The sequence below is a fragment of the Streptomyces sp. NPDC002574 genome (assembly GCF_042889545.1).
Lineage (GTDB): Bacteria > Actinomycetota > Actinomycetes > Streptomycetales > Streptomycetaceae > Actinacidiphila.
The window spans coordinates 1-26226 of the sequence record NZ_JBIARB010000026.1 but is presented as its reverse complement, the minus strand read 5'-3'; the positions used below and the strand labels follow the sequence as shown (position 1 = coordinate 26226).

Annotated in this window: 23 protein-coding genes; 17 read left to right on the top strand and 6 right to left on the bottom strand. The window is 73.2% G+C overall.

The window, feature by feature from the left end; all coding sequences use genetic code 11:
- Positions 1 to 137: 137 nt before the first annotated feature.
- The 4 genes from ACFYXS_RS38650 to ACFYXS_RS38635 all read left to right on the top strand — a co-directional run bounded on the left by ACFYXS_RS38650 (position 138) and on the right by ACFYXS_RS38635 (position 4545).
- Positions 138 to 1622 (top strand): N-acetylmuramoyl-L-alanine amidase, encoded by a 1485-nt coding sequence (locus ACFYXS_RS38650; protein ID WP_389256485.1) that lies wholly within the window; start codon positions 138 to 140, stop codon positions 1620 to 1622.
- 75 nt (positions 1623 to 1697) lie between these two features.
- Positions 1698 to 2780, top strand: a complete 1083-nt coding sequence (locus ACFYXS_RS38645; protein WP_389256484.1) for a sugar phosphate nucleotidyltransferase — start codon at positions 1698 to 1700, stop codon at positions 2778 to 2780.
- A gap of 74 nt (positions 2781 to 2854) precedes the next feature.
- Positions 2855 to 3787 (top strand): DNA-3-methyladenine glycosylase family protein, encoded by a 933-nt coding sequence (locus ACFYXS_RS38640; protein WP_389256515.1) that lies wholly within the window; start codon positions 2855 to 2857, stop codon positions 3785 to 3787.
- Between the two features lie 20 nt (positions 3788 to 3807).
- Complete coding sequence (locus tag ACFYXS_RS38635) at positions 3808 to 4545, top strand: hypothetical protein (protein ID WP_389256483.1); 738 nt, start codon at positions 3808 to 3810, stop codon at positions 4543 to 4545.
- Between the two features lie 11 nt (positions 4546 to 4556).
- Here the strand turns inward: ACFYXS_RS38635 and ACFYXS_RS38630 are convergent, their stop codons facing one another.
- The gene (locus ACFYXS_RS38630) at positions 4557 to 5213 is read right to left on the bottom strand and encodes a GNAT family N-acetyltransferase (RefSeq protein WP_389256482.1); all 657 of its coding nucleotides are present in this window, start codon (positions 5211 to 5213) and stop codon (positions 4557 to 4559) included.
- Positions 5214 to 5469: 256 nt separating this feature from the next.
- On the opposite strand from ACFYXS_RS38630, the gene ACFYXS_RS38625 reads away from it, so the two are divergent.
- Positions 5470 to 5607: a hypothetical protein gene (locus ACFYXS_RS38625; protein ID WP_389256481.1), complete on the top strand. Its 138-nt coding sequence runs from the start codon at positions 5470 to 5472 to the stop codon at positions 5605 to 5607.
- Here ACFYXS_RS38625 and ACFYXS_RS38620 read toward each other — a convergent pair.
- The 3 genes from ACFYXS_RS38620 to ACFYXS_RS38610 are packed head-to-tail and all read right to left on the bottom strand — an operon-like array spanning position 5604 to position 8411.
- Positions 5604 to 6914, bottom strand: a complete 1311-nt coding sequence (locus ACFYXS_RS38620) for a coenzyme F420-0:L-glutamate ligase (RefSeq protein WP_389256480.1) — start codon at positions 6912 to 6914, stop codon at positions 5604 to 5606. The two genes, ACFYXS_RS38625 and ACFYXS_RS38620, sit on opposite strands and share 4 nt — an antisense overlap.
- Positions 6911 to 7876, bottom strand: a complete 966-nt coding sequence (gene cofD / locus ACFYXS_RS38615) for a 2-phospho-L-lactate transferase (RefSeq protein ID WP_389256479.1) — start codon at positions 7874 to 7876, stop codon at positions 6911 to 6913. The genes ACFYXS_RS38620 and cofD overlap by 4 nt, the downstream gene beginning before the upstream one ends.
- Before the next feature lie 25 nt (positions 7877 to 7901).
- Positions 7902 to 8411, bottom strand: a complete 510-nt coding sequence (locus ACFYXS_RS38610) for a cysteine dioxygenase (RefSeq protein WP_389256478.1) — start codon at positions 8409 to 8411, stop codon at positions 7902 to 7904.
- Between the two features lie 594 nt (positions 8412 to 9005).
- On the opposite strand from ACFYXS_RS38610, the gene ACFYXS_RS38605 reads away from it, so the two are divergent.
- The 3 genes from ACFYXS_RS38605 to ACFYXS_RS38595 all read left to right on the top strand — a co-directional run bounded on the left by ACFYXS_RS38605 (position 9006) and on the right by ACFYXS_RS38595 (position 14706).
- Positions 9006 to 9269, top strand: a complete 264-nt coding sequence (locus tag ACFYXS_RS38605; RefSeq protein WP_018559705.1) for a WhiB family transcriptional regulator — start codon at positions 9006 to 9008, stop codon at positions 9267 to 9269.
- A gap of 140 nt (positions 9270 to 9409) precedes the next feature.
- Entirely contained in the window at positions 9410 to 13219 is a 3810-nt protein-coding gene (locus ACFYXS_RS38600; RefSeq protein ID WP_389256477.1) for a glycosyltransferase family 2 protein, read from the top strand.
- The gene (locus tag ACFYXS_RS38595) at positions 13216 to 14706 is read left to right on the top strand and encodes a DUF5719 family protein (RefSeq protein ID WP_389256476.1); all 1491 of its coding nucleotides are present in this window, start codon (positions 13216 to 13218) and stop codon (positions 14704 to 14706) included. Before ACFYXS_RS38600 ends, ACFYXS_RS38595 begins: the two co-directional genes overlap by 4 nt.
- Positions 14707 to 14778: 72 nt before the next feature.
- Here ACFYXS_RS38595 and ACFYXS_RS38590 read toward each other — a convergent pair whose 3' ends face one another.
- Positions 14779 to 15237, bottom strand: a complete 459-nt coding sequence (locus ACFYXS_RS38590) for a metallopeptidase family protein (RefSeq protein WP_389256475.1) — start codon at positions 15235 to 15237, stop codon at positions 14779 to 14781.
- A gap of 302 nt (positions 15238 to 15539) precedes the next feature.
- Between ACFYXS_RS38590 and ACFYXS_RS38585 the strand changes: the two genes are divergently transcribed.
- The 8 genes from ACFYXS_RS38585 to ACFYXS_RS38550 all read left to right on the top strand — a co-directional run bounded on the left by ACFYXS_RS38585 (position 15540) and on the right by ACFYXS_RS38550 (position 23775).
- The gene (locus tag ACFYXS_RS38585; RefSeq protein ID WP_389256514.1) at positions 15540 to 15962 is read left to right on the top strand and encodes a DUF3499 domain-containing protein; all 423 of its coding nucleotides are present in this window, start codon (positions 15540 to 15542) and stop codon (positions 15960 to 15962) included.
- A 142-nt stretch (positions 15963 to 16104) separates the two neighbouring features.
- Complete coding sequence (locus ACFYXS_RS38580; protein ID WP_389256474.1) at positions 16105 to 17463, top strand: phosphomannomutase/phosphoglucomutase; 1359 nt, start codon at positions 16105 to 16107, stop codon at positions 17461 to 17463.
- Between the two features lie 238 nt (positions 17464 to 17701).
- Positions 17702 to 17881, top strand: a complete 180-nt coding sequence (locus ACFYXS_RS38575; RefSeq protein ID WP_389256473.1) for a Trm112 family protein — start codon at positions 17702 to 17704, stop codon at positions 17879 to 17881.
- A 39-nt stretch (positions 17882 to 17920) separates the two neighbouring features.
- Positions 17921 to 19072 carry an SIS domain-containing protein gene (locus tag ACFYXS_RS38570; RefSeq protein ID WP_389256472.1) on the top strand — a complete coding sequence of 384 codons (1152 nt, stop codon included), beginning with the start codon at positions 17921 to 17923 and terminating at the stop codon, positions 19070 to 19072.
- Between the two features lie 4 nt (positions 19073 to 19076).
- On the top strand, positions 19077 to 20291 hold the full coding sequence (gene manA / locus ACFYXS_RS38565; protein WP_389256471.1) for a mannose-6-phosphate isomerase, class I: 1215 nt from the start codon (positions 19077 to 19079) through the stop codon (positions 20289 to 20291).
- Between the two features lie 96 nt (positions 20292 to 20387).
- Positions 20388 to 21341 carry a cation diffusion facilitator family transporter gene (locus tag ACFYXS_RS38560; RefSeq protein WP_389256469.1) on the top strand — a complete coding sequence of 318 codons (954 nt, stop codon included), beginning with the start codon at positions 20388 to 20390 and terminating at the stop codon, positions 21339 to 21341.
- A 238-nt stretch (positions 21342 to 21579) separates the two neighbouring features.
- On the top strand, positions 21580 to 23031 hold the full coding sequence (gene ahcY / locus ACFYXS_RS38555; RefSeq protein ID WP_389256468.1) for an adenosylhomocysteinase: 1452 nt from the start codon (positions 21580 to 21582) through the stop codon (positions 23029 to 23031).
- A gap of 120 nt (positions 23032 to 23151) precedes the next feature.
- Positions 23152 to 23775: a hypothetical protein gene (locus ACFYXS_RS38550; RefSeq protein WP_389256467.1), complete on the top strand. Its 624-nt coding sequence runs from the start codon at positions 23152 to 23154 to the stop codon at positions 23773 to 23775.
- A 4-nt stretch (positions 23776 to 23779) separates the two neighbouring features.
- Here the strand turns inward: ACFYXS_RS38550 and ACFYXS_RS38545 are convergent, their stop codons facing one another.
- A complete protein-coding gene (locus ACFYXS_RS38545; RefSeq protein WP_389256466.1) occupies positions 23780 to 24778 on the bottom strand; it encodes an RDD family protein in 999 nt (332 codons plus the stop codon).
- A 95-nt stretch (positions 24779 to 24873) separates the two neighbouring features.
- Here ACFYXS_RS38545 and ACFYXS_RS38540 point away from each other — a divergent pair, with 95 nt between their 5' ends.
- Positions 24874 to 25881: a stage II sporulation protein M gene (locus ACFYXS_RS38540; protein WP_389256465.1), complete on the top strand. Its 1008-nt coding sequence runs from the start codon at positions 24874 to 24876 to the stop codon at positions 25879 to 25881.
- The last annotated feature ends 345 nt before the right edge of the window (positions 25882 to 26226 follow it).

Sequence of the window (26226 nt, the reverse complement as noted above, 5' to 3'; positions counted from 1 at the left end):
ACGGGCGTTGCTGAGGGAGCGGCAGGCTGTCGGCGGGGATCGGAACGTCCGTCAGATCCCGGCTGCGGGTTTATGGGGCTTATGTAAGTGTTTTTCTCATGCGTGCCTTTATCGCCACTTCCGTCGGCTGCGCGTGCATGGCAGCTCTCGCCGTCCCGCTCGCGCTGCCCTCCGGCGCCACCGCGACGATCCACACCCCGTACCGGGCCGCCGCTCCCGACGCCCCGTCGGGGAGTACCCACACCCTGATGCTGGCCCCGCTCGCGACCTCCGGCCGCGCCCTCGGCTCACCCCTGACCGAAGGGCTCACCGAGCGGTCGGTCAAGCCCTTCTCCCTGCTCGGCGTCACGTGGGACGACGCCCGCACCGACCTCGAGGGCACGGTCCAGGTGCGCACACGTGCCGTCGGCACCGGTGCGTGGTCGGCCTGGCGGGACGTCGAGTCGCACTCCGAGGACGCCCCCGACGAGGGCTCCCCCGAGGCCACCGAGTCGGGCGTGCGCGGTGCCACCGCCCCGCTGTGGGTCGGCCGCTGCGACGGGGTCGAGGTGCGCGTCGTGCCCAAGCCGGCCGGTGGCGTGCGCGGCGCGCTGCCCGCGCTGCCCAAGGGACTGCGGCTGGACATGGTCGACCCGGGGGACGATCCGCCGGGGGCGCCCTCGGCGGCGCCGTCCACCGCGGGCGCGCCGCCGTTCGGTGCTGACCCCGCACCCGAGGTCACGCCCCCCGACCCGACGGACGAACCGGTCGACGACCCCGCCCGCCCGGGTCGTCAGGACCGGCCCGGGGACATCGGCTCTCCGGGCGGCGGCACCGACGACCCGGCGGACACCGGCAGCACGGGCCATCCCGGTCACACCGGAGACACCGGAGACACCGGAGACACGGGCGATCCGGGCGACGACCCCGGGACCCCCGTCGCGACCGACCCGACCGACACCTCGGGCACCGAGGACGAACTCCCCGTCGTCCCCGCCCTCACCCGGTCCGAGACCGAGGCCCTCACCGGCCGCACGTACATCGGCGCCCGGCCCCGCATCGTCACCCGGGCCGGCTGGCACGCCGACGAGTCCCTGCGCACCGAGGACTTCCTCTTCACCGACCAGGTCGACGCGGTCTTCGTCCACCACAGCGCCACCGGCAACGACTACGACTGCGCTGACGCACCGTCGCTCATCCGCAGTATCTACCGCTACCACATCAACAGCAGCGGATGGCGCGACATCGGCTACAACTTCCTCGTCGACAAGTGCGGAACCATCTACGAGGGCCGGGGCGGCGGCGTCGCCAAGGCCGTGTTCGGCGCGCACACCCTCGGCTTCAACGCGGACAGCGTCGGCGTCGCCGTGCTCGGCACGTTCAGCGACGCGGAGCCCTCCGAGGAGGCACTGGACGCGGTCGCCCGGCTCGCCGCGTGGAAACTCGGCATCTACGGACACAATCCGGCCGGTACGGCATATCTCTTGTCAGGAGGGAGCAACAAGTACAGGAAGGGTGTCCGGGTCAGCTTCAATTCCATCTCCGGGCACCGCGACGGGTTCGCGACCGAATGCCCAGGAACGGTGCTGTACGACGATCTCGGCTACATCCGCCGCAAGGCGGCGGCCCTTCAGGGTCGCTGATGGGAGCCGCGACGAGACCCGCATAGGATTGGCCGCTCGTACGTTCGGCCCCGCCAGGAAGCGGAGACAACACAGGTGACTGAAGCGATCCTCTTGGTCGGCGGCAAGGGCACGCGGCTGCGGCCGCTGACGGTGCACACCCCCAAGCCGATGGTCCCCGCGGCAGGTGTCCCCTTCCTCACCCACCAACTGGCCAGGGCCCGCGCCGCGGGCGTCGAGCACATCGTTCTCGCCACCTCCTACCTCGCCGAGGTCTTCGAGCCCTGGTTCGGCGACGGGTCGGACCTCGGACTGCGCCTGGAGTACGTCACCGAGGACGAGCCCCTGGGCACCGGCGGCGCCATCCGCAACGTCGCGGACCGCCTCGACTCCGCGCCCGGCGACCCCGTCCTGATCTTCAACGGCGACATCCTCACCGGTCTCGACATCGCCGGCCTGGTCGCCACCCACCGCCGCAGCGGCGCGGACGTCTCCCTCCACCTCACCCGGGTCGACGACCCGCGCGCCTACGGTCTGGTGCCGACCGACGCCGACGGCCGCGTCACCGCCTTCCTGGAGAAGCCGGAGACCGCCGAGGAGATCGTCACCGACCAGATCAACGCGGGCGCCTACGTCTTCAACCGCTCCGTCATCGACTCCATCCCCGCCGGGCGCCCGGTCTCCGTCGAACGGGAGACCTTCCCCGGACTGCTCGCCGCCGGCGCGCACCTGCAGGGCATGGTCGACTCGACGTACTGGCTCGACCTCGGCACGCCGCACGCCTTCGTACGCGGCTCCGCCGACCTCGTCCTCGGCCGCGCCCCGTCCCCGGCCGTGCCGGGACGCTGCGGCGAACGCCTCGTCCTGGAGGGCGCCCGCGTCGCCGACGACGCCAAGCTCACCGCCGGCACCTCGGTGTCCGCCGGCGCGGTGATCGGCTCCGGCGCGGTCGTGGAGGGCAGCACCGTCCTCGCCGGCGCCGTCGTCCGCCCCGGCGCGATCATCACCGACTCCCTCATCGGCGCGGGCGCGGTCATCGGCGAACGCACCGTCCTGGACACCGCGGTCATCGGCGACGCCGCCCGGATCGGCGCGGACAACGAACTGCGGTACGGCGCACGGGTGTGGTGCGGAGCGGTCATCCCGGACGGGGCGCTGCGCTTCTCGTCCGACCAGTGACGCCCGGCCCCGGCGCGTAGTCTCGGAGGGTGCATCCCGAGCAGACCCGACTCCTCCGCGGCGCGACGGCACGCGTGCCCGGCCCGCGCACCCCGGGCCGGATCCGCCGGTGGACCCCGCGCGGCCCGCTGGACCTGGGCCTGACCCTCGGTCCCCTGCGCCGAGGCCCCGGCGACCCCGCCTTCCGGGTCGGCTCCGACGGCGCGGTGTACCGTGCCTCGCGCACCCCCGAGGGTCCGGGCACCCTCCGCGTCGCCCGCCCCGCCGGCGGCGAGGTCGAGGCACAGGCGTGGGGCGCGGGCGCCGACTGGCTGCTCGACCGCCTGCCGGAACTGCTCGGCGACGCCGACGAACCCGACGCGTTCACCGCCCGCCACCGCGTCGTCCACGAGGCCCACCGCCGCAACCCCGGGCTCCGACTGACCCGTACCGGCCTGGTCCTGGAATCGCTGATGCCCGCGATCCTGGAGCAGAAGGTCACCTCCGACGAGGCCTACCGCTCCTGGCGCGTCCTGCTGTGGCGCTTCGGCGAGCCCGCCCCCGGCCCCGGCGAGGAACTGCGCATGCGCGTCATGCCCGACGCCCGCGGCTGGGCCATGATCCCCTCCTGGGAATGGCACCGCGCCAACGTCGACGGCAAGCGCTCGGCCGCCGCCGTGCGTGCCGCCCGCGCGGCCGCCCGCATGGAGCAGGCCACCGGCCTCGGCCCCGCCGAGGCCCTCGCGCGCCTGCAGGCGATCCCGGGCATCGGCCCCTGGACCGCCGCCGAGACACTCCAGCGCAGCAACGGCGACCCCGACGCGGTCACGGTCGGCGACCTCCACCTGCCGAACACCGTGGGCTACGCCCTCACCGGCGCCCACCGCACCGACGACGCCACCATGCTGGAACTCCTGGAGCCCTACGCGGGCCAGCGGCACCGCGCCGCCCGCCTCATCCTCCTGACCGGCCGCCGCCCCCCGCGCCGCGCCCCCCGCATGGCCCCGGGGAACATCGTTCCGCTCTGACGCGCACCTGTGCTCTGCGCGTGACGATCCCGAACACCGCCCTCGCCGACGTACTGGACCGCCGCAAGCCGGAGGAGGAATCGGAGCAACTGCTCGCCGCCTTGATCGACTTCGGCGTGTTCGTCCCCGTGGGCGACAACGGCTCGGTGATCTTCGTGAAGGGGTCGAACGAGCGCCCCGCGCCGCCCGGTTACGTCAGCGAGGAATGCTGCCGCCGGCGCCGACCCGGTGCCACCGCCGCCGTCCACTGCGACGTGACGCGTCTGATGGACATCGGGCACCACACGAAGGCCGAGGCGCTCGCCCTGTTCTCCGAAGACGGCTGGGCCACGGTCCCCTTCGCCCTCGTGGCGCAGACCCTGCGCGACACGCTCCGCGACCGGCTCCTGGACCACCCCGGCGTGCGGTGCGCGTGGATCGCGCGGGTCCGGTGGACGGACACGGGCATGGAACAGCTCATGCTGCACAGGGCACTCGCCGACGCCGCGCGGCCGGACACGGCCGGCGTCCTCATGGAGGAAGTCCTCTCGCGGATCGAACTCGGCGCCGAGACCCGGGAAGTCGTCGTACGGGTCCTGCGCCCGGGGCCGGACGCCGACGCGGCCACCATGCGGGAACTCGACACGATGGGCCTGGACACCGTGCGCGCCGACCACGCGGCGCGCCGCGTCGAGGTGAGCCCACGCGAGTACGACACGCATCCGGCCCCCGCGCCCGCCCCGGCTCCTGAGCGGCCCCGTCGCTGGTGGCGCCGGTAGCCGCCGCCGCGTCAGCCGGTGTCGCCGCCGACCCCGAAGAGGTCCCGGCACCGCTCCAGCCCGTGGATCTCGACGGGAACGGTGCGGTGCGCCTCCCAGTCCGCGCGCTCCAGCCGCAGCCGCCGCAGGGTGCGGACCACGCCGCGGACGGCGGCGACGGCCCGCCCGTCGTCGCGGTAGCCGAGCTTCTGCGAGACGCGCAGCGACGCCGGGTTGTCGGTCATCGCGGCGGAGGTGACGGACCGGGCGCCGAGTCCCTCGAACACCAAGTGCAGGGCCGCGGCGCGCATTTCGGTGCCGATGCCCCGGCCGTGGTGCGGCAGCCCCAGCCAGGAACCGGTCTGCGCCTCGCGGGTCACGGCGAAGTGGTCCGCGGACACGTCCTGCCGCCCGACCACCTTTCCCTCGCACCGCACCGCCAGGCTCAGCGTCCAGTCCTCCGGCCGCCACGCCGCCACCGTTCCCAGCACGTGCTGGAACGTGGCCTGCTCGCGCTCGCGCGGACTGGCGTCGGTCCACGGGACGGTGAAGGGCATCCGGGCCTCGTCGTGGACACCGCCCGCGGCGACGCCCGCCAGTTCCGCGAGACCCGCCAGACCGGGCAGGCCCAACTCCAGCCGCGGCGTGGTGATCCGGAGCGCGTACAGCGGCCACACGTGTTCTTCCATGCCGGGAGCCTGCCCCTGCCCCCGCCCGGCCGTCGACCGGATTTCCCGCACGCAGGCCCCCGTGAAAACCCCTTGCGGGGGCGCCACGTGCGCCCGTTGACCCCGCCCGACGAGGAACGGCAAGGGCACCAGTGCTTCGAGCGGGTCCAGCCCGGCCTGTTCGGCATCGAGATGTGGGTCGTGGAGTTCAGGCGCCTCAACCGGACAGGTCTGGCCGGCGCGTCTGGAGTCGCTGCCGTGGCCCGCCCCCGACTCCGTGCACGTCCTGATCCACGACGGCCGGCTCACCGAAGTGCCCCTGCCCCGCACGGAGCGGGAGCCGTACGAGGACAGGGTCACCGGGGTTCTCGACAGGACCGACCACCCCGGTGACGGCGTCACCGACGACGCCTAGCGCACCGCGATGAACGCCTCCGCGCTCCGCGCCGGCCGTTCCTTCGGGCCGGCGGCGGGGCGGCCGATGGCGACGGCGCCCATCGGGTCCCAGTCGCCGGGCAGGTCCAGCACCTCGCGCACCACGTCGCGGCAGAACATCGTGGACGACACCCAGGCGGAGCCGAGTTGCTCGCCGGCGAGGGCGACCAGGAAGTTCTCCACGGCCGCGCCCATCGCGACCACGAACATCTCGCGCTCGGCCGCCGAACGCCGGGGGTCGGGGTAGTCGTGCGCCCCGTCGGTGACCAGGCACGGAACGACCAGGTAGGGCGCCCGGCGCAGGACGTCGCCGCGCCGTACGCGCTTGGCGACGGACTCCTCGCTGCGGCCGTCGCGGCGCAGGTCGGCGATCCAGGCGTCGCGCATCGCGTCCAGCAGGCGCACCCGGGCGGCCTCGGTCTCCAGCAGCACGAAGCGCCACGGCGTCGTGTGGTGCGGGGCCGGGGCGGTGACGGCGAGCGCCACCGCCCGCCGCACCGCGTCCCCGTCGACGGGGACGTCGGAGAAGTCGCGGATCGTGCGGCGCAGGGAGACGGCCTCGCGCACCGCCTCCGACGTGCCCAGCCGGAACATGTCGTCGCCGGCCGGCCGCAGGAGCGCCCGGGCCCCGTCGCCGTTCTCCTCGGCCGGGAGCACCAGACGTTCCAGGCCGCGCACCACGGCCACCGGGGTGCCGCCCGCCTTGCCCTTGACGAGGTCGCCGGCACCGGCCAGCTCGTCGCCCAACGCCGTGACGGTGACGGCGAGTTCGTTGCCGTGCGAATCGGTCGCGCCCCGCAGGTCGTCCACGACCCGGATCCCGGCCGCGCCGATGGCGACGTCGGTGAGGCCCTGGCGCCAGGGGCGCCCGAAGGTGTCGGTGACGACGACGCCGACGTTGACGCCGAGGGCCTCGCGCACCCCCGCGCGGATGGTCCGCGCGGAGGCGTCCGGGTCCTCGGGCAGCAGCAGCACCGTGCCGGGCGCCGTGTTGGAGGCGTCGACGCCCGCCGCCGCCATGACGAAGCCGTGCCGGGTCTCCACGATCCGCGTCGGACCGCGCCGGGCGACCAGCCGGACCGTCTCCGCGTCGATGGCGGCCTCGCGGTCGTCGGCGTGGACGACGCGCCCCTCCGCCTTGCTGACGATCTTCGAGGTGACGACGAGCACGTCGCCGTCCTCCAGGTAGCCGGCGGCCGTGGCGACGAGCTTCGCCAGGTCGTCGCCTGCCGTGATCTCCGGCAGTCCGCCGACCGCCCACACCCGGTAGGAAACGGAACTGTTCACGCCCGGACCTCCTCTGCCAGCGTCAGCGCCTCACGCGCCATCGCGGCGGTGGCGTCGGTGTCCGTCATCATCAGCGGCACGGCCCGGCAGCGGATGCCCGCCGCCTCGACCTCGTCCACCGTGCCCGCGTCGACGGTGTCGACGAGCCAGCCGTCCAGCAGTCCGGAGCCGTAGTGCGCGGCGACCGCCGCGGCGGTGGACTCCACGCCGACGGCGGCCAGGACCTTGTCGGCCATGCCCCGCACCGGGGCGTCGCCGACGATGGGGGAGAGGCCCACCACCGGCACGCCCGCCTCGGCGATGGCCTCGCGGATGCCGGGCACGGCCAGGATCGTGCCGATCGACACCACCGGGTTCGACGGCGGGAAGAGGACGACGTCCGCCTCGGCGATCGCCTCCAGCACGCCGGGCGCAGGCTTCGCGCCCTCCGCGCCGACCGGCAGCACGGCGTAGGCCTCGGTGGAGGCCCGCAGCCGCACCCAGTACTCCTGGAAGTGCACGGCCTTGCGGCCGCCCCCGCCGTCCGGGTCGTCGATCACGACGTGCGTCTCGATGCGGTCGTCGGTCATCGGGATGAGCCGTACGCCCGGCTTCCACCGCGCGCACAGCGCCTCGGTGACCGCGCTCAGCGGATAGCCGGCGCCGATCATCTGGGTGCGCACGATGTGGGTGGCGAAATCGCGGTCGCCGAGGCCGAACCACTCGGGGCCGACCCCGTAGGCGGCGAGTTCCTCCTTCACCGTGAAGGTCTCGTCCGCGCGGCCCCAGCCCTGGCCCTCGTGGATGCCGCCGCCCAGTGTGTACATGACGGTGTCGAGGTCGGGGCAGACCTTCAGCCCGAACAGGTGGATGTCGTCGCCGGTGTTGCCGATCACGGTGATGTCCGCGTCCGGCGCCGCTTCCTTGAGACCGCGCAGGAAGCGGGCGCCCCCGATGCCACCGGCCAGTACCACGATTCGCATGCGGACAGTCTGGCAGCCGTGCCTGTCAGCCTGCGAACGTGCCCTCGACGGCCGGGGCCCCGGAGGTGCAGGCGTACGGCGTCATCTCGGTCAGGCCCGGGAAGTAGACGTGCAGGCTGACCGCCGGTTCCAGGGAGTCGTTGACGACCTCGTGGACGTAGCCGGGGGCGAACACCCGCTGGTGCCCCGCGGAGAGTGAACGGCGCACCTCGCCGTTGCCGCCGAGGGCCCGCTCGGTCAGCGTGCCCGCAAGGACGGTCAGCACACCGCTGGAGCGGCCGTGGTCGTGCAGCCCGCTGCCCTGGCCGGGGACCCAGCTCAGCAGCCAGATCTCGTAGCCGGGGCCGGTGCGCAGCCGGTCGTACCAGCGCGAGGTGGCGTCGTAGCGCACGCGCGGCGCCCAGTGGGCGCGGTCCTCGGCGATACGGCGGGCCAGTCCGGCGAACTCCGCCACCGTGGCGGGATGGGCGGGGACGGGCGGCAGCAGGTGCGGGACGGCGAGCGGGTCGCCGGCGATCGAGACGTCGCTGTTCATGGGTGCGGGAGTTCCTACGGGAAGTGAGGAGCGTCAGGCAGGGCGCATGAGGCTGTGCGGGCCGGGAATGAAGATCGTCAGCGGCAACAGCTGGAACAGCGACAGTGAGCTTCCACGGCACGACGGAATTCGCCGAGGCGGCGGATCCGGGAAGGCGCGTGGGTCACTGGCATGCGTCCCAGCACAGCGGCTCTTCCGGGTGTCTGTCAACTTGACATCCGGTTTGTCGCGAATCTTTCACCTGATCCGGCTATTCGACCAGGTGAAAGGTTTGTGCAGGCCCGCCTCGGGAAGGTGCGGACGCAACCACACGGGTACGCAGGAACGTCTCCCCAGGAAACGTCGTTGTGTTTTCGTGATCTCATCGTGATCGTCGGTCCCGCAGGGGCGTCGATCACGATTGACGTATGCGGACGTTTGGACTGATTTGAACACTTTCCGTCAGACCTTGGTTCCGCAGGGTGAATAACGGGCCCAATAGCAGATCTCGGCTTGACTGGCCCGTATCGGCACACTTGTAATTTCACTCGTGTCGTTCGACCGTCACAGGTAACGGCAACATCACGGGGAAGCGAAAACAGACGAGGGGCGCGCATGACCGAGCTGTTCCAGCTGTTGCTGGCCGAAGAGGCCGACGAAGAGCTCGGGTGGCAGGAGCGCGCGCTGTGCGCGCAGACCGATCCCGAGTCCTTCTTCCCCGAGAAGGGCGGTTCCACCCGCGAGGCCAAGAAGGTCTGCCTCGCCTGCGAGGTCCGCTCCGACTGCCTGGACTACGCCCTGGCCAACGACGAGCGCTTCGGCATCTGGGGCGGTCTGTCCGAGCGCGAGCGGCGCCGTCTGAAGAAGGGCGTCGTCTGAGCCCACGCCCGGCACGTCGCGTTCGTGCGTATATGTGCTCCGGACCCGGAAGGGCGGCCTCCCGCAACCGTTAGTGTGGGGGCCCGTCCGAGACGCCTGAGGCGTCGTCCGCAGTCCAGCGAACCGGGGCCCGAACCTCGATGTCCGTGAACAGCTCAGCAGGGACTCAATACGCCGCCCAGGCTCCCGAGTTCCCGCGCCACGTCGTCACCGCCGTGCTGGTCGCCCACGACGGTGCCCGGTGGCTGCCCAACGCGCTCGCGGGCCTGGTCTCCCAGGACCGCCCGGTCCAGGACGTCGTCGCCGCCGACACCGGCAGCGCCGACGACTCCGCCCGGCTGCTCGCCGAGTCCCTCGGCGACCACCGCGTCCTGCACCTCGCCCGGCGCAACGGCTTCGGCGCCGCCGTCGAGGAGTGCGTCCGCGCCGCTCCGCCGATGACCGCCGAACAGCTGCCGTACCTGCAGCGCCGCAGCGGCTGGGACCCGGTCGCCCGCACCTGGGACGACAACGCCTACGACGAGCCCGAGCAGCCCCACGGCGAGCCGGTGCACTGGCTCTGGCTGCTCCACGACGACTGCGAGCCGGCCCCCGACGCCCTGCGGAACCTGCTGAAGGTCGCCGACTCCGCGCCCTCCGCCGGGGTCATCGGCCCCAAGCTGCGCAGCTGGTACGACCGCCGCCAGCTCCTGGAGGTCGGCGTCTCCATCGCCCGCAGCGGCCGCCGCTGGACCGGGCTGGAGCGCCGGGAGCAGGACCAGGGGCAGCACGACCAGGTGCGCCAGGTGCTCTCGGTGTCCAGCGCCGGCATGCTCGTGCGCCGCGACGTGTGGGAGGAGCTCGGCGGCTTCGACCGCAGGCTGCCCCTCATGCGCGACGACGTCGACTTCTGCTGGCGCGCCCAGTCCGCCGGCCACACCGTCCTCATCGCGCCCGACGCCGTCCTGCGGCACGCCGAGGCCGCCTCCCGGGAACGCCGCCCCGTCGACTGCGCCGGCCGCTCCGCGGTCGACCCGCACCGCGTCGACAAGGCCGGCGCCGTCTACACCCTGCTGGCCAACACCCGCGGCGCCCTGCTGCCCTACGTCTTCGCGCGCCTGGTGCTCGGCACCGTCCTGCGCACGCTGGCCTACCTCGTCGGCAAGGTCCCCAAGCAGGCCGTCGACGAGATCACCGGCCTGCTGTCGGTGCTGCTGCGGCCCGGCCGCGTCCTCAGCGCCCGCAGACAGCGCTCCCGGCCCGCGGTCGAGGCCTCCGAACTGAGGTCGCTCTTCCCGCCGCCCGGCGCGACCGTGCGCGCCACGGTCGAACAGGTCGTCAGCAACATCTCCGGCCGCGCCGAGGCCGACGCCACCTCCGCCGGCCGCCACGGCGGCGGCATCGACTCCGGCCCCAGCGGCGGCGACGACGACGGCGAGTACCTGGAGATCGAGCAGTTCGCCCTGCTCAAGCGGATCGCCCGGCAGCCCGCGCCGATGCTCTTCGCGGTCCTGCTGCTGTTCTCCCTCATCGCCTGTCGCCAGCTCCTCGGCGGCGGCGCCCTCTCCGGCGGCGCGCTGCTGCCCGCCCCGGACCGGGCGGGCGACCTGTGGGGCTCCTACCTCGGCGCCTGGCACGCCCTCGGCACCGGCAACACCGCGAGCGCGCCGCCGTACCTGGCGATCGTCGCGACCATGTCGAACGTGCTGTTCGGCAGCACCGGCCTCGCCCTGACCGTGCTCCTGGTGGCCTCCGTCCCGCTCGCCGGGCTCAGCGCGTACTTCGCCTCCCGGCCGCTGGTCGAGTCCCGGCTGCTGCGTGCCTGGGCGGCCGTCGCGTACGCCTTCCTGCCCGCCGCGACCGGCGCCCTGGCCGGTGGGCGGCTCGGCACCGCGGTCCTGGCCATCGTGCTGCCGCTGATGGCGCGTGCCGCCGTCTCCGCCGCGGGCCTGCGGCTGTCCCGCGACGCCGTCGACCGCGGCGTGCGCCCCGGCTGGCGCGCCGCATGGGCCTTCGCGCTGCTGCTGACGCTCACCACCGCCTTCACCCCGGTCACCTGGCCCATCGCGCTGGTGCTCATCGGCGTCTCGATCGCGCTGCGCCTCGTGCGCGGGCAGGGACAGCTCGTCGTGCCCCTGGTGATGCGGGCCGTCGCGATCCTCGGCGCCCCCATGGTGGTGCTGGCGCCCTGGTCGCTGGACCTGCTCACCGAGCCCAAGCGCTTCCTGTACGAGGCCGGACTGCCCTTCGGCCCCGGCGCCGCCTCCGCCACCGACCTCGTCCTGGTCAACCCCGGCGGCCCCGGTGCGGCCGGTGGGTACCTGCTCGCCGGCATCGTCCTGGCCGCGCTCGCCGCCCTGCTGCGCGCCGGGCGGCGGCTGAGCATCATCAGCGCCTGGGCGGCCGCCCTGACCGGCCTGCTCTTCGCGGTCGCCGCCAACACCACCGCGTGGGCCGGGCCCGCCACCCTCGTGTACGGCCTCGCCCTGCTCGCCGCCGCCGCGGTCGGCGCCGAGAACGCGCAGGAACGGCTCGCCGCCTCCGGCTTCGGCTGGCGCCAGCCCGCCGCCGCCCTCGTCGCCCTGGCCGCCGTCCTCGCCCCGCTGTCCGCCGCGGTCGGCTGGATGGCCGGCGGCGCCGACGGCCCCCTGGAGCGCCGCGACCCGACGCAGGTCCCGGCCTTCGTCGCCGAGGAGGGCTCCACCCGCGACCAGGCCCGCACCCTGGTGCTGTCGGGCACGCCCGCCCGTGTCTCGTACGCCCTCGTGCGCGGCGCCGGAGCGCGCCTCGGCGACGCCGAGATCGCTGCCTCCGCGGGCGGCGACACCCGGCTGGACAAGATCGTCGCCAACCTCGTCGCCGGTTCCGGCGCCGACCAGGCCAGCCAGCTCGGCGGCTACGCCGTGCGCTATGTCCTCGTCCAGCAGGGGGCCCCCCGCGAGGTGGGCCGCACCCTGGACAGCACCCCGGGCCTGTCCCGGCTCAGCCAGGCCGACGGCAGTGCGCTGTGGCGGGTCGACAACGACGTCGCACGGCTCACCATCGTCCCCAAGCCCGCGGCTTCCGGTGACACGGCCGCCGCCGGCGGCGGTGCGAGCGCCCAGCCGGTCATGGTCGCCGCCGGCAAGGTCGAGGCGCACACCACGATCCCGGCCGGCCCCGAGGGACGCGTGCTGCGCCTCGCGGACAGCGTCGCCCCCGGCTGGAACGCCACCCTCGACGGCCGGGCGCTCACCGCGACCACCGTCGACGGCTGGGCCCAGGGCTTCGAACTCCCCGCCACCGGCGGCCGCCTGGACCTCACCTACGACGACCCCTTCACCCATGTCGTGTGGCTGTGGGTCCAGGGCTTCCTCGGCCTGGTCCTGGTCGTCATGGCCCTGCCCGGGCGACGCCGCGAGGTCGACGACGACCTGCCGGAGACCGAGCCCGTACCGGCCGGCGCGGCAGCGGCCGCCGCCGACATCCCGGCCCAGGCGACCGGCGACGGCCGCCGCGCCCGCAGGCTCCGTGCCGCCGCCGAGGCGGAGGGCGACGACGTGGACCCGGACGGAGCGGAGCACCCCGAGGACGCTCCCGAGGAGCAGGCCGCGGAGTACACCGAGTACCCGGAGTACGACCCCTACGCCGCCGAACCCCAGCAGAACGACCCCTACGGCCAGGAGCAGTGGGCCGCCGACTACCAGAGCACCTACGGCTACGAGCAGCCCGCCCAGCAGCCCCAGGAGCAGCAGCAGCCGGTCTACGACCCCTACGGCTACGGCGAGCAGCAGCCGCAGCCCCAGCAGGGTTATCCGCAGCCCGGCTACGAGCAGCAGCCGGGCTACGACGAACACCAGGGCTACGGGCAGCAGCAGGGCTACGACCAGCAGGGCTACGAGCAGCAGCCCTACGACCCCGCCTACCCCTCCTACGACCCGACGGCGTACGACACGGACGGCTACCGCCGCGACGGGAGCAACCAGCAGTGAACCGCAGCGCCCTCTCCCTGATCGGCGTCACCGCCGCCCTCGCCGCCGTCACCGGCATCGCCACCCTGACCGGCGCGGGCACCCCCGAGGCCGCGCCCGCCGCCAGTGCGGCCCGACTGCCCGTCGAACGGTCGACGCTGACCTGCCCCGCCCCGTCCGACTCGGACTTCGCGACGACGACGTACACGTCGTTCACGCCGAAGGACGACGCGGCCGGCAGCAGCGGCAGCACCGGAAGCGCCCGCCTGCTGCCGGCCGCCGGCCAGGACGGCAAGGCGCCCAAGGGCAAGCCCAAGCCGGTCGCCCCCCTCAAGGAGCCGGGCAAGCCCGTGACCGCGACCACCGGGAACAGCAGCGCCCCCGCTCTCATCGGCACCGCCGACGGGGCCCTGGCGCCCGGCTGGACCGTGCAGCAGACCACCGTCATCGACGCCGGCCCGGCGCGCGCCGTGCTCGGCACCTCCTGCGCCGTGCCGGACAGCGAGTTCTGGTTCCCCGCCGTCAGCACCGCCGGGACCCGTCAGGACTACGTCCACCTGACCAACCCCGACGACAACTCGGCCGTCGTCGACCTGGAGCTCTACGGCCCCAAGGGCCAGATCAAGACCGAGACCGGCGACGGCATCACCGTGCCGCCCGGCGCCTCCGTCCCGGTGCTGCTGTCGACCCTCACCCCCGAGAAGACCGACGGCCTCACCCTCCACGTCAGCGCCCGCAGCGGCCGGGTCGGTGCCACCGTCGAGGCCCTCGACAGCAAGGCCGGCGGGGACTGGCTCGCCGCGTCCGCCGACCCCTCCGACACCCTCGTCATGCCGGGCATCCCGGCCGACGCGACCTCGGTGCAGCTGGTCGTCTTCGCGACCGGGGACGACGACGCCGACCTCAAGGTGCGGCTGGCGGCCTCCGCGGGCGACATCACCCCGGCCGGCCACGAGACCGTCCACGTCAAGAGCGGCATGACCACCTCCGTCGACCTCGGCGACGTCACCAAGGGCGAGGCGGGCTCGCTCGTCCTGACGCCGAGCGGCACCACGGGCTCGGCGCCGGTCGTCGCGGCCCTGCGGATCGCCCGCGGCAAGGGCGCGGGCCAGGAGACCGCCTTCCTGCCCGCCACCGCGCCCGTCGGCGACCGCGCCACCGTCGCCGACAACCGCACCAAGGGCTCCACCCTCGCCCTCACCGCGCTCACGTCGGACGCCACGGTCAAGGTCACGACCTCGGCGTCCACCGCCGGCGGCGAGCCGGTCGGCAAGACGCTCTCCGTCAAGGCCGGGACGACCGTCGTGCTCTCCCCGCCCGACCCGTCGGCGGGCAAGGGCACCTACGCGGTCACGGTCCAGCCGACCTCCGGCGGCCCGGTCTACGCCTCGCGCACGCTGGAGCTGCCGAAGGACGGCGTCCCGATGTTCACCGTCCAGCCGATGCCGGACGACCGCGGCCTGGTGGCGGTACCGGCGTCACGGGAAGACTTCTCGATCCTCAACTGACGGCATCCGCAGATGACTCGGGCCCGGGGAGCGGTCTGCTCCCCGGGCCCGGGTCAGGATCCGTCCCTCGTGCTATCCCTCGCCGTAGCGGGGGTCGACGTTCTCCGGGGAGAGCCCCAGCAGCTCGGCCACCTGCTCCACGACCACGTCGTGCACCAGCAGCGCGCGCTCCTCGCGGGTCTTGGCCCGGATCTCCACCGGCCGCCGGTAGACGACGATCCGGTGCGGGGTGCCCTTGCGTCCCCCGAGCAGCCGCCCGAGCGGCACTCCGTCCTCGGACGTCCCGGACCCCCCGGCCGCCTCGTCGTCGGACCCGCCGGGCGGCCACGGGACCTCCTGCACGGCGAACTCCACCTCCGACAGTTGCGGCCACCTGCGCTCCAGACGGTCGGCCGCGTCCCGTACGAGGTCGTCGAAGGCGTCGGCGCGGCTGAGCGCCAGCGGCACCTGCGGTGGCGCGATGGGGCCGCGCATGCCACGTCCGTGTCGGTCGCGGCGGCGCTGGCGGGGTGCGGGCGAAGGGGTGTCCATCACCTCTGAGAGTAGCCGCCGGGAGCCCCGGGTATGCGGGCCCGTGACCGGTGCCATCACCACGGGGTACGAGGACCGGACATCCGGCGCGATGTCGCAGAATGTACGGTCGCGCGCCGGTGTCGTCCTCACAATTCCCCACCTCTGACTGCTCGACGGTCGGCAATTGACGCCATTTGGCGGGTTTGGTGACGGCAGTCATCGTCGGTTGGGTCGCACGTTTCCGGCCCTTCGCAGGTCAGGGGCGCGGGTCGCAGGTCGGGCCATCCCGGCGAACCGGGACGACACGACGGAGTGGTGTCCTGGGGAGTCGTCGCGGCCCGCTCAAGAGTGCGGTACCGTCCAACGTCGTGAGCCCTGTACGTCGCTGTTCGCGCACCGCGTGTGGCCGTCCCGCCGTCGCGACGCTGACGTACGTCTACGCGGACTCCACGGCGGTGCTCGGCCCGCTCGCGACCTACGCCGAACCCCACTGCTACGACCTGTGCTCCGAGCACTCCGAGCGCCTCACCGCCCCGCGCGGCTGGGAGGTCGTGCGCCTCGCCACCGACACGGGCCCCACCCGCCCCAGCGGTGACGACCTGGAGGCGCTCGCCAACGCGGTGCGCGAGGCCGCCCGCCCCCCGGAGCGCGACGGCGGCAAGCCGGCCGGCGGCCGGGGCGGCGACCCGATGGAGATCGCCCGGCGCGGTCACCTGCGCGTCCTGCGCTCGCCCGATTCCTGACCCGGCCCACCTCCTGACCCTGTCCACCCCCGTCCGGGGCCGGGTCCACCGTGATGGGTACTCCTCGTCCGGATGTTCAGGTATGCCCGGTAGGTTGGTGCGCAGTCCATGACCGGCAACCGGACAGAGTGGAGCACATGCGGTGACCGACCTCTCCCAGCTCGTGAAGGCGTACGACGTCCGTGGAGTCGTCCCCGACCAATGGGGCGAGCCGCTCGCCGAACTCTTCGGCGCGGCCTTCGTCACCGTGACCGGAGCCGACGCGATCGTGACCGGCCACGACATGCGGCCCTCCTCGCCCGGCCTGTCCCGGGCCTTCGCCCGCGGCGCCGCCTCCCGCGGCGCGTCGGTCACCGAGATCGGGCTCTGCTCGACCGACCAGCTCTACTTCGCCAGCGGCAAGCTCGGCCTGCCCGGCGCGATGTTCACCGCCAGCCACAACCCGGCCCGGTACAACGGCATCAAGATGTGCCGCGCGGGTGCCGCGCCGGTCGGCCAGGAGACCGGTCTCGCCGAGATCCGCGAACTCGTCGAGCAGTGGTCCGACACCGGCCTGCCGGCCGGCGACGCCACCCCCGGCGGGATCACCCAGCAGGACCTGCTGAGCGACTACGCCACGCACCTGCGCACCCTCGTCGACCTCACCACGATCCGGCCCCTGAAGGTCGTCGTCGACGCCGGCAACGGCATGGGCGGCCACACCGTCCCGACCGTCTTCGACGGGCTGCCCCTCGACCTCGTCCCGATGTACTTCGAGCTCGACGGCACCTTCCCCAACCACGAGGCGAACCCGCTCGACCCCAAGAACATCGTCGACCTGCAGGCGAAGGTCCGGGAGACCGGCGCCGACATCGGCATCGCCTTCGACGGCGACGCCGACCGCTGCTTCGTCGTGGACGAGCGCGGCGAGCCCGTCTCGCCCTCCGCGATCACCGCCCTGGTCGCCGCCCGCGAGCTGGCCAAGCACCCCGGCTCCGCCGTCATCCACAACCTGATCACCTCGTGGTCCGTGCCCGAGGTCGTCAAGGAGCACGGCGGCACCCCCGTGCGGACCCGCGTCGGCCACTCCTTCATCAAGCAGGAAATGGCCCGCACCGGCGCCGTGTTCGGCGGCGAGCACTCCGCGCACTACTACTTCCGCGACTTCTGGAACGCCGACACGGGCATGCTCGCCGCCCTTCACGTCCTCGCCGCCCTCGGCGGCCAGGACGGCACGCTGTCCGCGCTCGTCGCCGAGTACGACCGGTACGCCGCCTCCGGCGAGATCAACACCGCCGTCGACGACCAGGCCGGCCGCACCGCCGCGGTCCGCGCCGCCTTCGGCGACCGCCCGGGCGTCACCATCGACGAGCTTGACGGCCTCACCGTCACCTCCGGCGACTGGTGGTTCAACCTCCGCCCGTCCAACACCGAGCCGCTGCTGCGCCTCAACGTGGAGGCCCGCACCGACGAGCTCGTCGCCGAGGTCCGCGACGAGGTACTGGCCATCGTCCGCGCCTGAGGCGCCGGGCGTCAGGCGCCCCGCACGTCCGCGCATTCCCGGCGCCCCGAGGGGGCTGCCGGGAATGCGCGCACCCGAGCGGGACGTGATCCCCGCGCCGCCAACGCCCCGGCGATACGCTGAAACGGCCAACCGGCCCGACGGCCGGGAAGCGCCCGCACGGACTGCACCGCACCGCACCCGCACGGCCCGCCCGCCCGGACACCACGGGCACCGACCCGAAGGAAGTCGCGACACCATGCCGCTCGTCGAAGCCAGCCTCCTGGAAATCCTCGCCTGCCCCGCCTGCCACGCCCCCCTGCGCGAGGACGACGACGCCCGCGAACTCGCCTGCACCTCCGGCGACTGCGGCCTGGCCTACCCCGTCCGTGACGACATCCCCGTCCTGCTGGTCGACGAGGCCCGCCGCCCGGCGTAACCCCGCACCGACGGACCAGGACCGGGAGGTCACGCCACGATGCTCGACGAGACGCTGCTCGACGACCCCGAAGGCCTCGCCCGCGCCGACACCCGGGGCCTGCTCCTGGGCGTCGCCGCCGCGGGAGCCCGGGTGCGCACCGCCGCCCGCCTGGCGCAGGAGGCCGGCATAGGGGAACTGAAGCCGGACGGCCGCCCCCGCAGCGTCCTCGTCGCGGGCCCCGGCGCGGCCACCGCCGCCACCGTCGCCGAACTGCTGGCGGCCCTGGGCAGCGGCAGCGCCCCCGTCCTGCCGCTGCGCCCCACCGGCCCTGCCCCGTACGACCTGCACTGGACCCTGCCCGGCTGGGCCGGCCCCCTGGACCTGCTGCTCATCGCCAGTCCCATGGGCACCGAGGCCGGCCTGGCCGACCTCATCGAACAGGCCTACCGCCGCGGCTGCACCGCCGCCGCCGTCGTGCCCGCCGGGTCGCCCATCGCCGAGGCCATCGCCCAAGTACGCGGCCTGGTCCTCCCGTACGCCGCCGCCCCCGAGCCCGGTGCGTCCGACGCCGCCGACCCCGACGAGGACCTGGGCGCCTTCTGGGCCCTGCTGACCCCACTGCTCGCCCTGGGCGCCCGGATCGGGCTGCTGCCCGCGCCCGCCGACGCGATCGAGAGCGTCGCCGACCGCCTCGACGAGGTCGCCGCCCGCTGCGGCCCCGCCATCGCGACCTACAGCAACCCCGCCAAGGCACTCGCCTCCGAACTCGCCGAGTCCCTGCCCGTGCTGTGGAGCGAGGGCCCCGTGTCCGCCGTCGCCGCCCGCCGTTTCGCCGCGACCATCTCCTCCCGCGCCGGACGCCCCGCCCTGCACGGCGAACTCCCCGAGGCCGTCGACACCCACGGCGCGCTGCTCGCCGGCGCGCTCGCCGGCGCCCTGGACCCCGACGACTTCTTCCGCGACCGCGTCGAGGAGCCCGAGGACCTGCGCCTGCGCGTCGTCCTCCTGCACCGCCCCGGCAACGGCAACCAGGCGCCCGCCACCAGCTCCGCCGCCGTGGCCCGGGAGTTCACCACCACCCACGACACCCCGCTCAGCGAACTCGCCGCCGCGCCCGACAGCACCCCGCTGGAAGCGGCCGTCGAACTCCTCGCCGTGACGGATTTCGCCTCCGTTTACCTTGCCGTCACCTCCGCTGGGAGATCATGAGCCCATGGACCGGCTGACCAACACCATTCGCCCGTACGCGTGGGGCTCCACGACCGCCATTCCGGAGCTCCTGGGCACCAGCCCCACGGGCGAGCCGCAGGCCGAGCTGTGGATGGGCGCCCACCCCGGCGCCCCCTCCCGTGTCGACCGCGGCAGCGGTCCGGTCCCGCTCGACCAGGTCATCGCCGCCGACCCGCGCGCCGAACTCGGCTCCGCCGCCGTCGAGCGCTTCGGCCCCCGGCTTCCGTTCCTGCTCAAGGTGCTGGCCGCCGGCTCGCCGCTGTCCCTGCAGGTTCACCCCGACCTCGCGCAGGCCGCCGCCGGCTTCGCCGACGAGGAGGCCCGCGGCATCCCCGTGGACGCCCCGCACCGCAACTACAAGGACGCCAACCACAAGCCGGAGATGATCGTCGCGCTCACGCCTTTCGAGGGCCTGTGCGGCTTCCGGCACCCCCAGGAGACCGCCGACCTCCTCTCCGGACTCGGCGTCGACTCCCTCAAGCCCTACGTCGACATCCTGCAGGCGCACCCCGAGGCCGCCGCCCTGCGCGAAGTCCTCACCGCCGTGCTCGGTGCCGAGCGGCACGCGATGGCCGGCACCGTCAACGAGGCCGCCGAGGCAGCCGCCCGCCGCGCCGCCGAGGGCGGCCCGCACGCCGACGCCTACGCCGCGTACGCCGCCATCGCCCACACCTACCCGGGCGACCCCGGCGTCATCGCCGCCATGTTGCTCAACCACATACGGCTCCAGCCCGGCGAAGCCCTCTTCCTCGGCGCCGGCATCCCGCACGCCTACCTCAGCGGCCTCGGCGTCGAGATCATGGCCAACTCCGACAACGTCCTGCGCTGCGGCCTCACCCCCAAGCACGTCGACGTCCCCGAGCTCCTGCGGATCGTCCGCTTCGAGTCGGCCGACCCCGGCGTCCTGCGCCCCGAGGCCTCCGCGAACGGGGAGGAGCTCTACACCACCCCCATCGAGGAGTTCCGGCTCTCCCGCTACGCCCTCGCCGCCGGCGGCGCCCCGCGCGCCCTCGACGACCGCACCGCGCAGATCCTGCTCTGCACCGAGGGCACGGCCACCGTCCGCGCCATCGGCACCGCCGACGAGCAGCAGCCGGAACTCGCCCTGGCCCCCGGTCAGTCCGCCTACGTGCCCGCGGGCGAACAGGTCCAACTCCTCGGCGAGGGAACGGTCTTCCGCGCCACCGTGGTGGCCTGACGCACCCACGCAATCGCGGCCTGCAAGAATGTCCCGCCGTAGCGCCGTAAAGACCGGGCAAAGACCGGTGGCCGACGGAAGGGATACCCAGCACCTATGAGCGCGTCAGGCGGAACCAAGGCGATCGTCGCCGCATTGGGCGCCAACCTTGCCATCGCGGTGAGCAAGTTCGTGGCGTTCGCCTTCAGCGGCTCGTCCTCCATGCTCGCCGAAGGCGTCCACTCGGTCGCCGACTCGGGCAACCAGGCGCTGCTCCTGCTGGGCGGCAAGAAGGCCAAGAAGGCCGCCACCGAGGAACACCCCTTCGGCTACGGGCGCGAGCGGTACATCTACGGATTCCTCGTCTCCATCGTCCTGTTCACCATCGGTGGCGTCTTCGCGCTGTACGAGGGCTACGAGAAGGTCCAGCACCCGCACGAGATCGAGCACTGGTACTGGCCCATCGGCGTCCTCCTCTTCGCGATCGTGGCCGAGGGCTTCTCCTTCCGCACCGCCATCAACGAGTCCAACGAACTGCGCGGCCGGCAGAGCTGGGCCCAGTTCATCCGCACCGCCAAGGCCCCCGAACTGCCCGTCGTCCTGCTGGAGGACTTCGGCGCCCTCGTCGGCCTCGTGCTCGCCCTCGCGGGCGTCGGCGTGTCCCTGCTCACCGGCAACGGTGTCTGGGACGGCGTCGGCACCCTGTGCATCGGCACCCTGCTCGTTGTCATCGCCCTCGTCCTCGCCTCCGAGACCAAGTCGCTGCTGCTCGGCGAGTCCGCCGGTCCGGAGACCGTCACCCGCATCCGGGAAGCCATCGTCGACGGCGACACCGTCACGGGCGTGATCCACATGCGCACCCTCCACCTCGGGCCCGACGAACTCCTCGTCGCCGCCAAGATCGCCGTGCAGCACGACGACACGGCCGGCGAGGTCGCCCGTGCCATCGACGCCGCCGAGGCCCGCATCCGCGTGGCCGTCCCGATCGCCCGGGTGATCTACCTGGAACCCGACATCTACCGCGAGCAGACGGCGACCCCCGAGGCGCCGGCCGCCCCGGAAACGGCCTGATCCCTCCACGCCACCTCCACCGAGGGCCCGGTCGCGCTCGGGCACTCGGTGTAGATTCATGGGTAGCCAGACGTCGCTGCTGATGGCGGTCGGGCGGTCCGCACTCCGGACCGTCCGAGGGAGAGAGGGCCTCCGACGGGCTGAGCTGCGGTCGAGGGAGACGTATGTCCGCATGCCTCCCACGCCCCGCAGCGGAAAAGCCGATGTCCGCTCTCGAACCACCCCACGAGGAGACTGCATGTCCCCCGTCAACAACGACTTCAAGGTCGCCGACCTCTCGCTGGCCGAGTTCGGCCGCAAGGAGATCACCCTCGCCGAGCACGAGATGCCCGGGCTGATGGCGATCCGCGCGGAGTACGCGGCCACCCAGCCGCTGGCCGGTGCCCGCATCACCGGCTCCCTGCACATGACCGTGCAGACCGCCGTCCTCATCGAGACGCTCGCCGCCCTCGGCGCGCAGGTCCGCTGGGCCTCCTGCAACATCTTCTCCACGCAGGACCACGCCGCCGCGGCCATCGCCGTCGGCCCCCACGGCACCGTCGACAACCCCCAGGGCATCCCGGTCTTCGCCTGGAAGGGCGAGACCCTCACCGAGTACTGGTGGTGCACCGAGCAGGCCCTCACCTGGGTCGACGCCCCCACCGGCGGCCCGAACATGATCCTGGACGACGGCGGCGACGCCACCCTCCTGGTCCACAAGGGCGTCGAGTTCGAGAAGGCCGGCGCGGCCCCGGACCCCGCCACCGCCGACAGCGACGAGTACCGCGAGATCCTCACGCTGCTCAACCGCACCCTCGGCGAGAACCCGCAGAAGTGGACCCAGCTCGCCTCCGAGATCCGCGGTGTCACCGAGGAGACCACCACCGGCGTCCACCGCCTGTACGAGATGCAGCGCGACGGCACCCTGCTCTTCCCGGCGATCAACGTGAACGACGCCGTTACCAAGTCGAAGTTCGACAACAAGTACGGCTGCCGCCACTCCCTCATCGACGGCATCAACCGCGCCACCGACGTCCTCATCGGCGGCAAGGTCGCCGTCGTCTGCGGTTACGGCGACGTCGGCAAGGGCTGCGCCGAATCCCTCCGCGGCCAGGGCGCCCGCGTCATCGTCACCGAGATCGACCCCATCAACGCCCTCCAGGCGGCGATGGACGGCTACCAGGTCACCGTGCTCGAGGACGTCGTCGAGACCGCCGACATCTTCGTCACCACCACCGGCAACCGCGACATCATCCTCGCCGAGCACATGCAGCGCATGAAGCACCAGGCGATCGTCGGCAACATCGGCCACTTCGACAACGAGATCGACATGGCCGGCCTCGCCAAGATCCCCGGCATCGTCAAGGACGAGGTCAAGCCCCAGGTCCACACCTGGACCTTCCCCGACGGCCGGGTCCTCATCGTGCTGTCCGAGGGCCGCCTGCTGAACCTCGGCAACGCCACCGGTCACCCCTCGTTCGTGATGTCCAACTCCTTCTCGGACCAGACCCTGGCCCAGATCGAGCTGTTCACCAAGCCCGAGGAGTACCCGATCGGCGTCTACGTCCTGCCCAAGCAGCTCGACGAGAAGGTCGCCCGGCTCCACCTCGACGCCCTCGGCGTCAAGCTCACCACCCTGCGCCCCGAGCAGGCCTCCTACATCGGCGTCCCGGTGGAGGGCCCGTACAAGCCGGACCACTACCGCTACTGAGGCCACCGCCGACGCCGCGCACACCGCGGCGCCCCGGCACCACCTCAGCCGGCCCGCAGGCCCCCGCCCCCGGCGGGGGCCTGCCCCGTACCACCGGCACAGCCCCCGTAAGGTCGATCCATGCCCCGCGGCCGCTACTCCTTCCACGACACGCACGACCACACCCCCCTCGGTGAAGAACACTTCCACTGCGCCACCGGCCCCTCCGGCTGGCGCTACACCGCGCAGACCACGCACGCCGACGGCAGCCACGCAGGCTCCATCGACCTCACCGTCGACGAACTCGGCCGCCCCATCCGCCTGGAACTCAACGCCGCGAGCTGGCAGGTCCGCGGGGCCGCCCTCGACGGCGTCACCTGGGTACGCACCGACCCCTCCGGCGAACACGCCCAGGAGGGAAACGTCCGGGCACACGCCTTCAGCGGCGTATCCCCTGCCTTCTACATCGCGACGGCGCGCCTGCTGCGCCTGCGTCCCGGCGCCCCGGCCACCCGCGTCCGCCTCGTCGCATTCCAGCCCCCCGTGCTCGCTCCCCGTACCCTCGACCAGTCGTGGGCCCTGGTGAAGAGCGAAGCACACCCCACTGACAACGGCCCCCTGACCGTGGACGAATACCAGGTCAGCGCCCTCGACACCGGCGAACAGCACACCGTGCACATCGCTGGCGACGTCGTCCTCGCGGCCCCCGGTGTCGAACTCGAGGATCTCGAGTCACCCCCGTCGCAATTCCCCGCGACGGACTGACCGTTCAGGCCGGCGGCGCGAACCCGGTCGACGCCCCGGAGGACGGCGCGGGCGGCACCTGCGCGGCAGGCGGGACGGGAGAGGCAGCCGGGGCCGGGGGAACGGGGGGAGGAACCGGACGGACCGGGGGCGACACATGCACCGTCACCGCCCCCTCCGCGGGCACCCCCCAGCCCTGCGCCGGCGCCCCCGCGCCGAAGACCCTCCGCGCCTCCCGCGCCTGCCGCTCGCCGACCACCGCCGCCAGATACGCCACCGCGGGCGTCCCCTGCGGCACCGGCGTCCCCGTGCACGCCGACACATCCGCCGCCAGCCGCTCCGCCATCGACCACCCCACCTGCGGATCCAACTGGTGCATACGCGCCAGGTATTGCCGCACCGCCAGCCACAGCCCCTCGGGCACCGCCGAGAGGTCCACCCCGGTCACCCGATCCGCCAGCCACGGCGGCGCGGGCGGCATCGCCTGCGGGGGCCGCGACACCGGGATCCGCTCCCGCACCACCAGCGTTCCCGCGAACACGTCCCCGACCCGCCGCCCCCGTGCAGAGACCAGCGAGGCGATACAGGCAATCACCCCCAGGAACGCCTGGATCTCGACCACCCCCACCGCGCCCCGCACCAGCGCGTGCCGGAACCGGATCGGCCCCCCGTCGTCGCGTACCACCCGCAGCCCGCACGCCAGCTTCCCCAGCGAACGGCCACGCGACAGCGTCTCCACCGCGATCGGCACCCCGATCAGCACGAGCACCAGCGACGCCAGGTACACCGCGGCCAGCGCGGCATCGTCCAGCGACGACGTGGCCGCGAGCAGCCCCAGCGAGACGATCACGTACCCGCCGAAATAGACGACGGCATCCAGCGCGGCCGCCAGCGCCCGGCTCGGCAGCCGCGCAGGCTGCAGCCCCAACTCCACGGCCTCGCCGGTCACCAGGCGGCCGGCACCACCCGCTTCGTAAGGCGCGCCGCCGCCCGCCGTACCGCTCCCACCGATCGCACCGCTCATACGGGCACCCTCCTCGACCCCACCCCGGAACCCGGCCCGACCAGTCTGCCCCGTCTGCCAAGCTGGGACCTCCCGGCCAGCCAGGAGCAGCGACCATGGACCTCGACGTCTTCGCAGCCGCCCACCGCCACGAGTGGGACCGGCTGGACACCCTGCTGCACCGCGGCCGGCGCCTCACCGGCGAAGAGGCCGACGAACTCGTCACCCTCTACCAACGGGCCGCCACCCACCTCTCCCTCGTTCAGTCCAGCGCACCCGACCCCGATCTCGTCGGACGCCTCACGACGCTCGTCGCCAGGGCCCGCAGCGCCGTCACCGGCGCCCGCACTCCCGGCTGGCGCGACGCGACCCACTTCTTCACGGCGGCCTTCCCCGCCGCCGTCTACCGATCACGGCACTGGTGGGTCCCCACCGCCCTCGTCTCCACGGCGCTCGCCGCGCTCATCGGCTGGTGGGTCGCCACGCATCCGCACGTCCAGGCCGCCATCGCCGCCCCCGACGAACTGCGGACCCTCACCCGCCCCGGCGGCGAGTACGAGTCCTACTACTCCAGCCACCCCGCCGCCTCGTTCGCGGCCCAGGTCTGGACGAACAACGCCATGGCCGCCGGCTACTGCCTGGTCCTCGGCGTGTTCCTCGGGCTCCCCGTGCTCTACGTCCTCTTCCAGAACGTGCTCAATCTGGGGGTCGGCCTCGGTCTCATGGGCTCCGCGGGCCGACTCGACACGTTCCTCGGCCTGCTCCTCCCGCACGGACTCCTCGAACTCACCGCCGTGTTCGTCGCCGCCGGCACGGGTCTGCGCCTCGGGTGGACCGTCATCGACCCCGGTCCCCGCCCCCGTCGGACCGCTCTCGCCGAAGAAGGACGCGCCGCCATCGGCATGGCCGTCGGGCTCGCCGTCGTGCTCCTCGTCTCCGGCGTCATCGAAGCCTTCGTGACCCCCTCCGGCCTGCCCACGTGGGCCCGCATCACCATCGGTGTCGTCGCCGAGCTGGCTTTCCTCACCTACGTCTACGTGCCAGGACGCCGTGCCGCCCGCGCCGGTGAGACCGGCGATCTGGAGCGCCTCGACCGCAGCGATGTCCTTCCCACGGCAGCATGACCCGGATGGCGGACGGCGCGGATGTGCATCGGGCGTCGCTGACCTGCTAGTCTCCTCTTCGCCCCAAGAAACCTGTTGACACAGGTGGAGTGGGGAGGTAGATTCGAGAAGTTGCCACGAACTGGACAGGTTCGAGGCCAGCGGCTAGAGTCTAGACCGCTTCGAAGATTATCGATCGCAGCGAAAATCCCCCAGGATGAAAATCCCGAGTGTTTTTCGTGCGTCGTTATTCGAAAAGCAAATCCCCCCGCCGGCGGGAATCGGGCCCGAAAGAGTCTGATAAGCTGGTGACAACGAAGGGAAAGCCCGGAGGGGCCGGTGAAACGGTCTCGAAGGAAGCTTCCG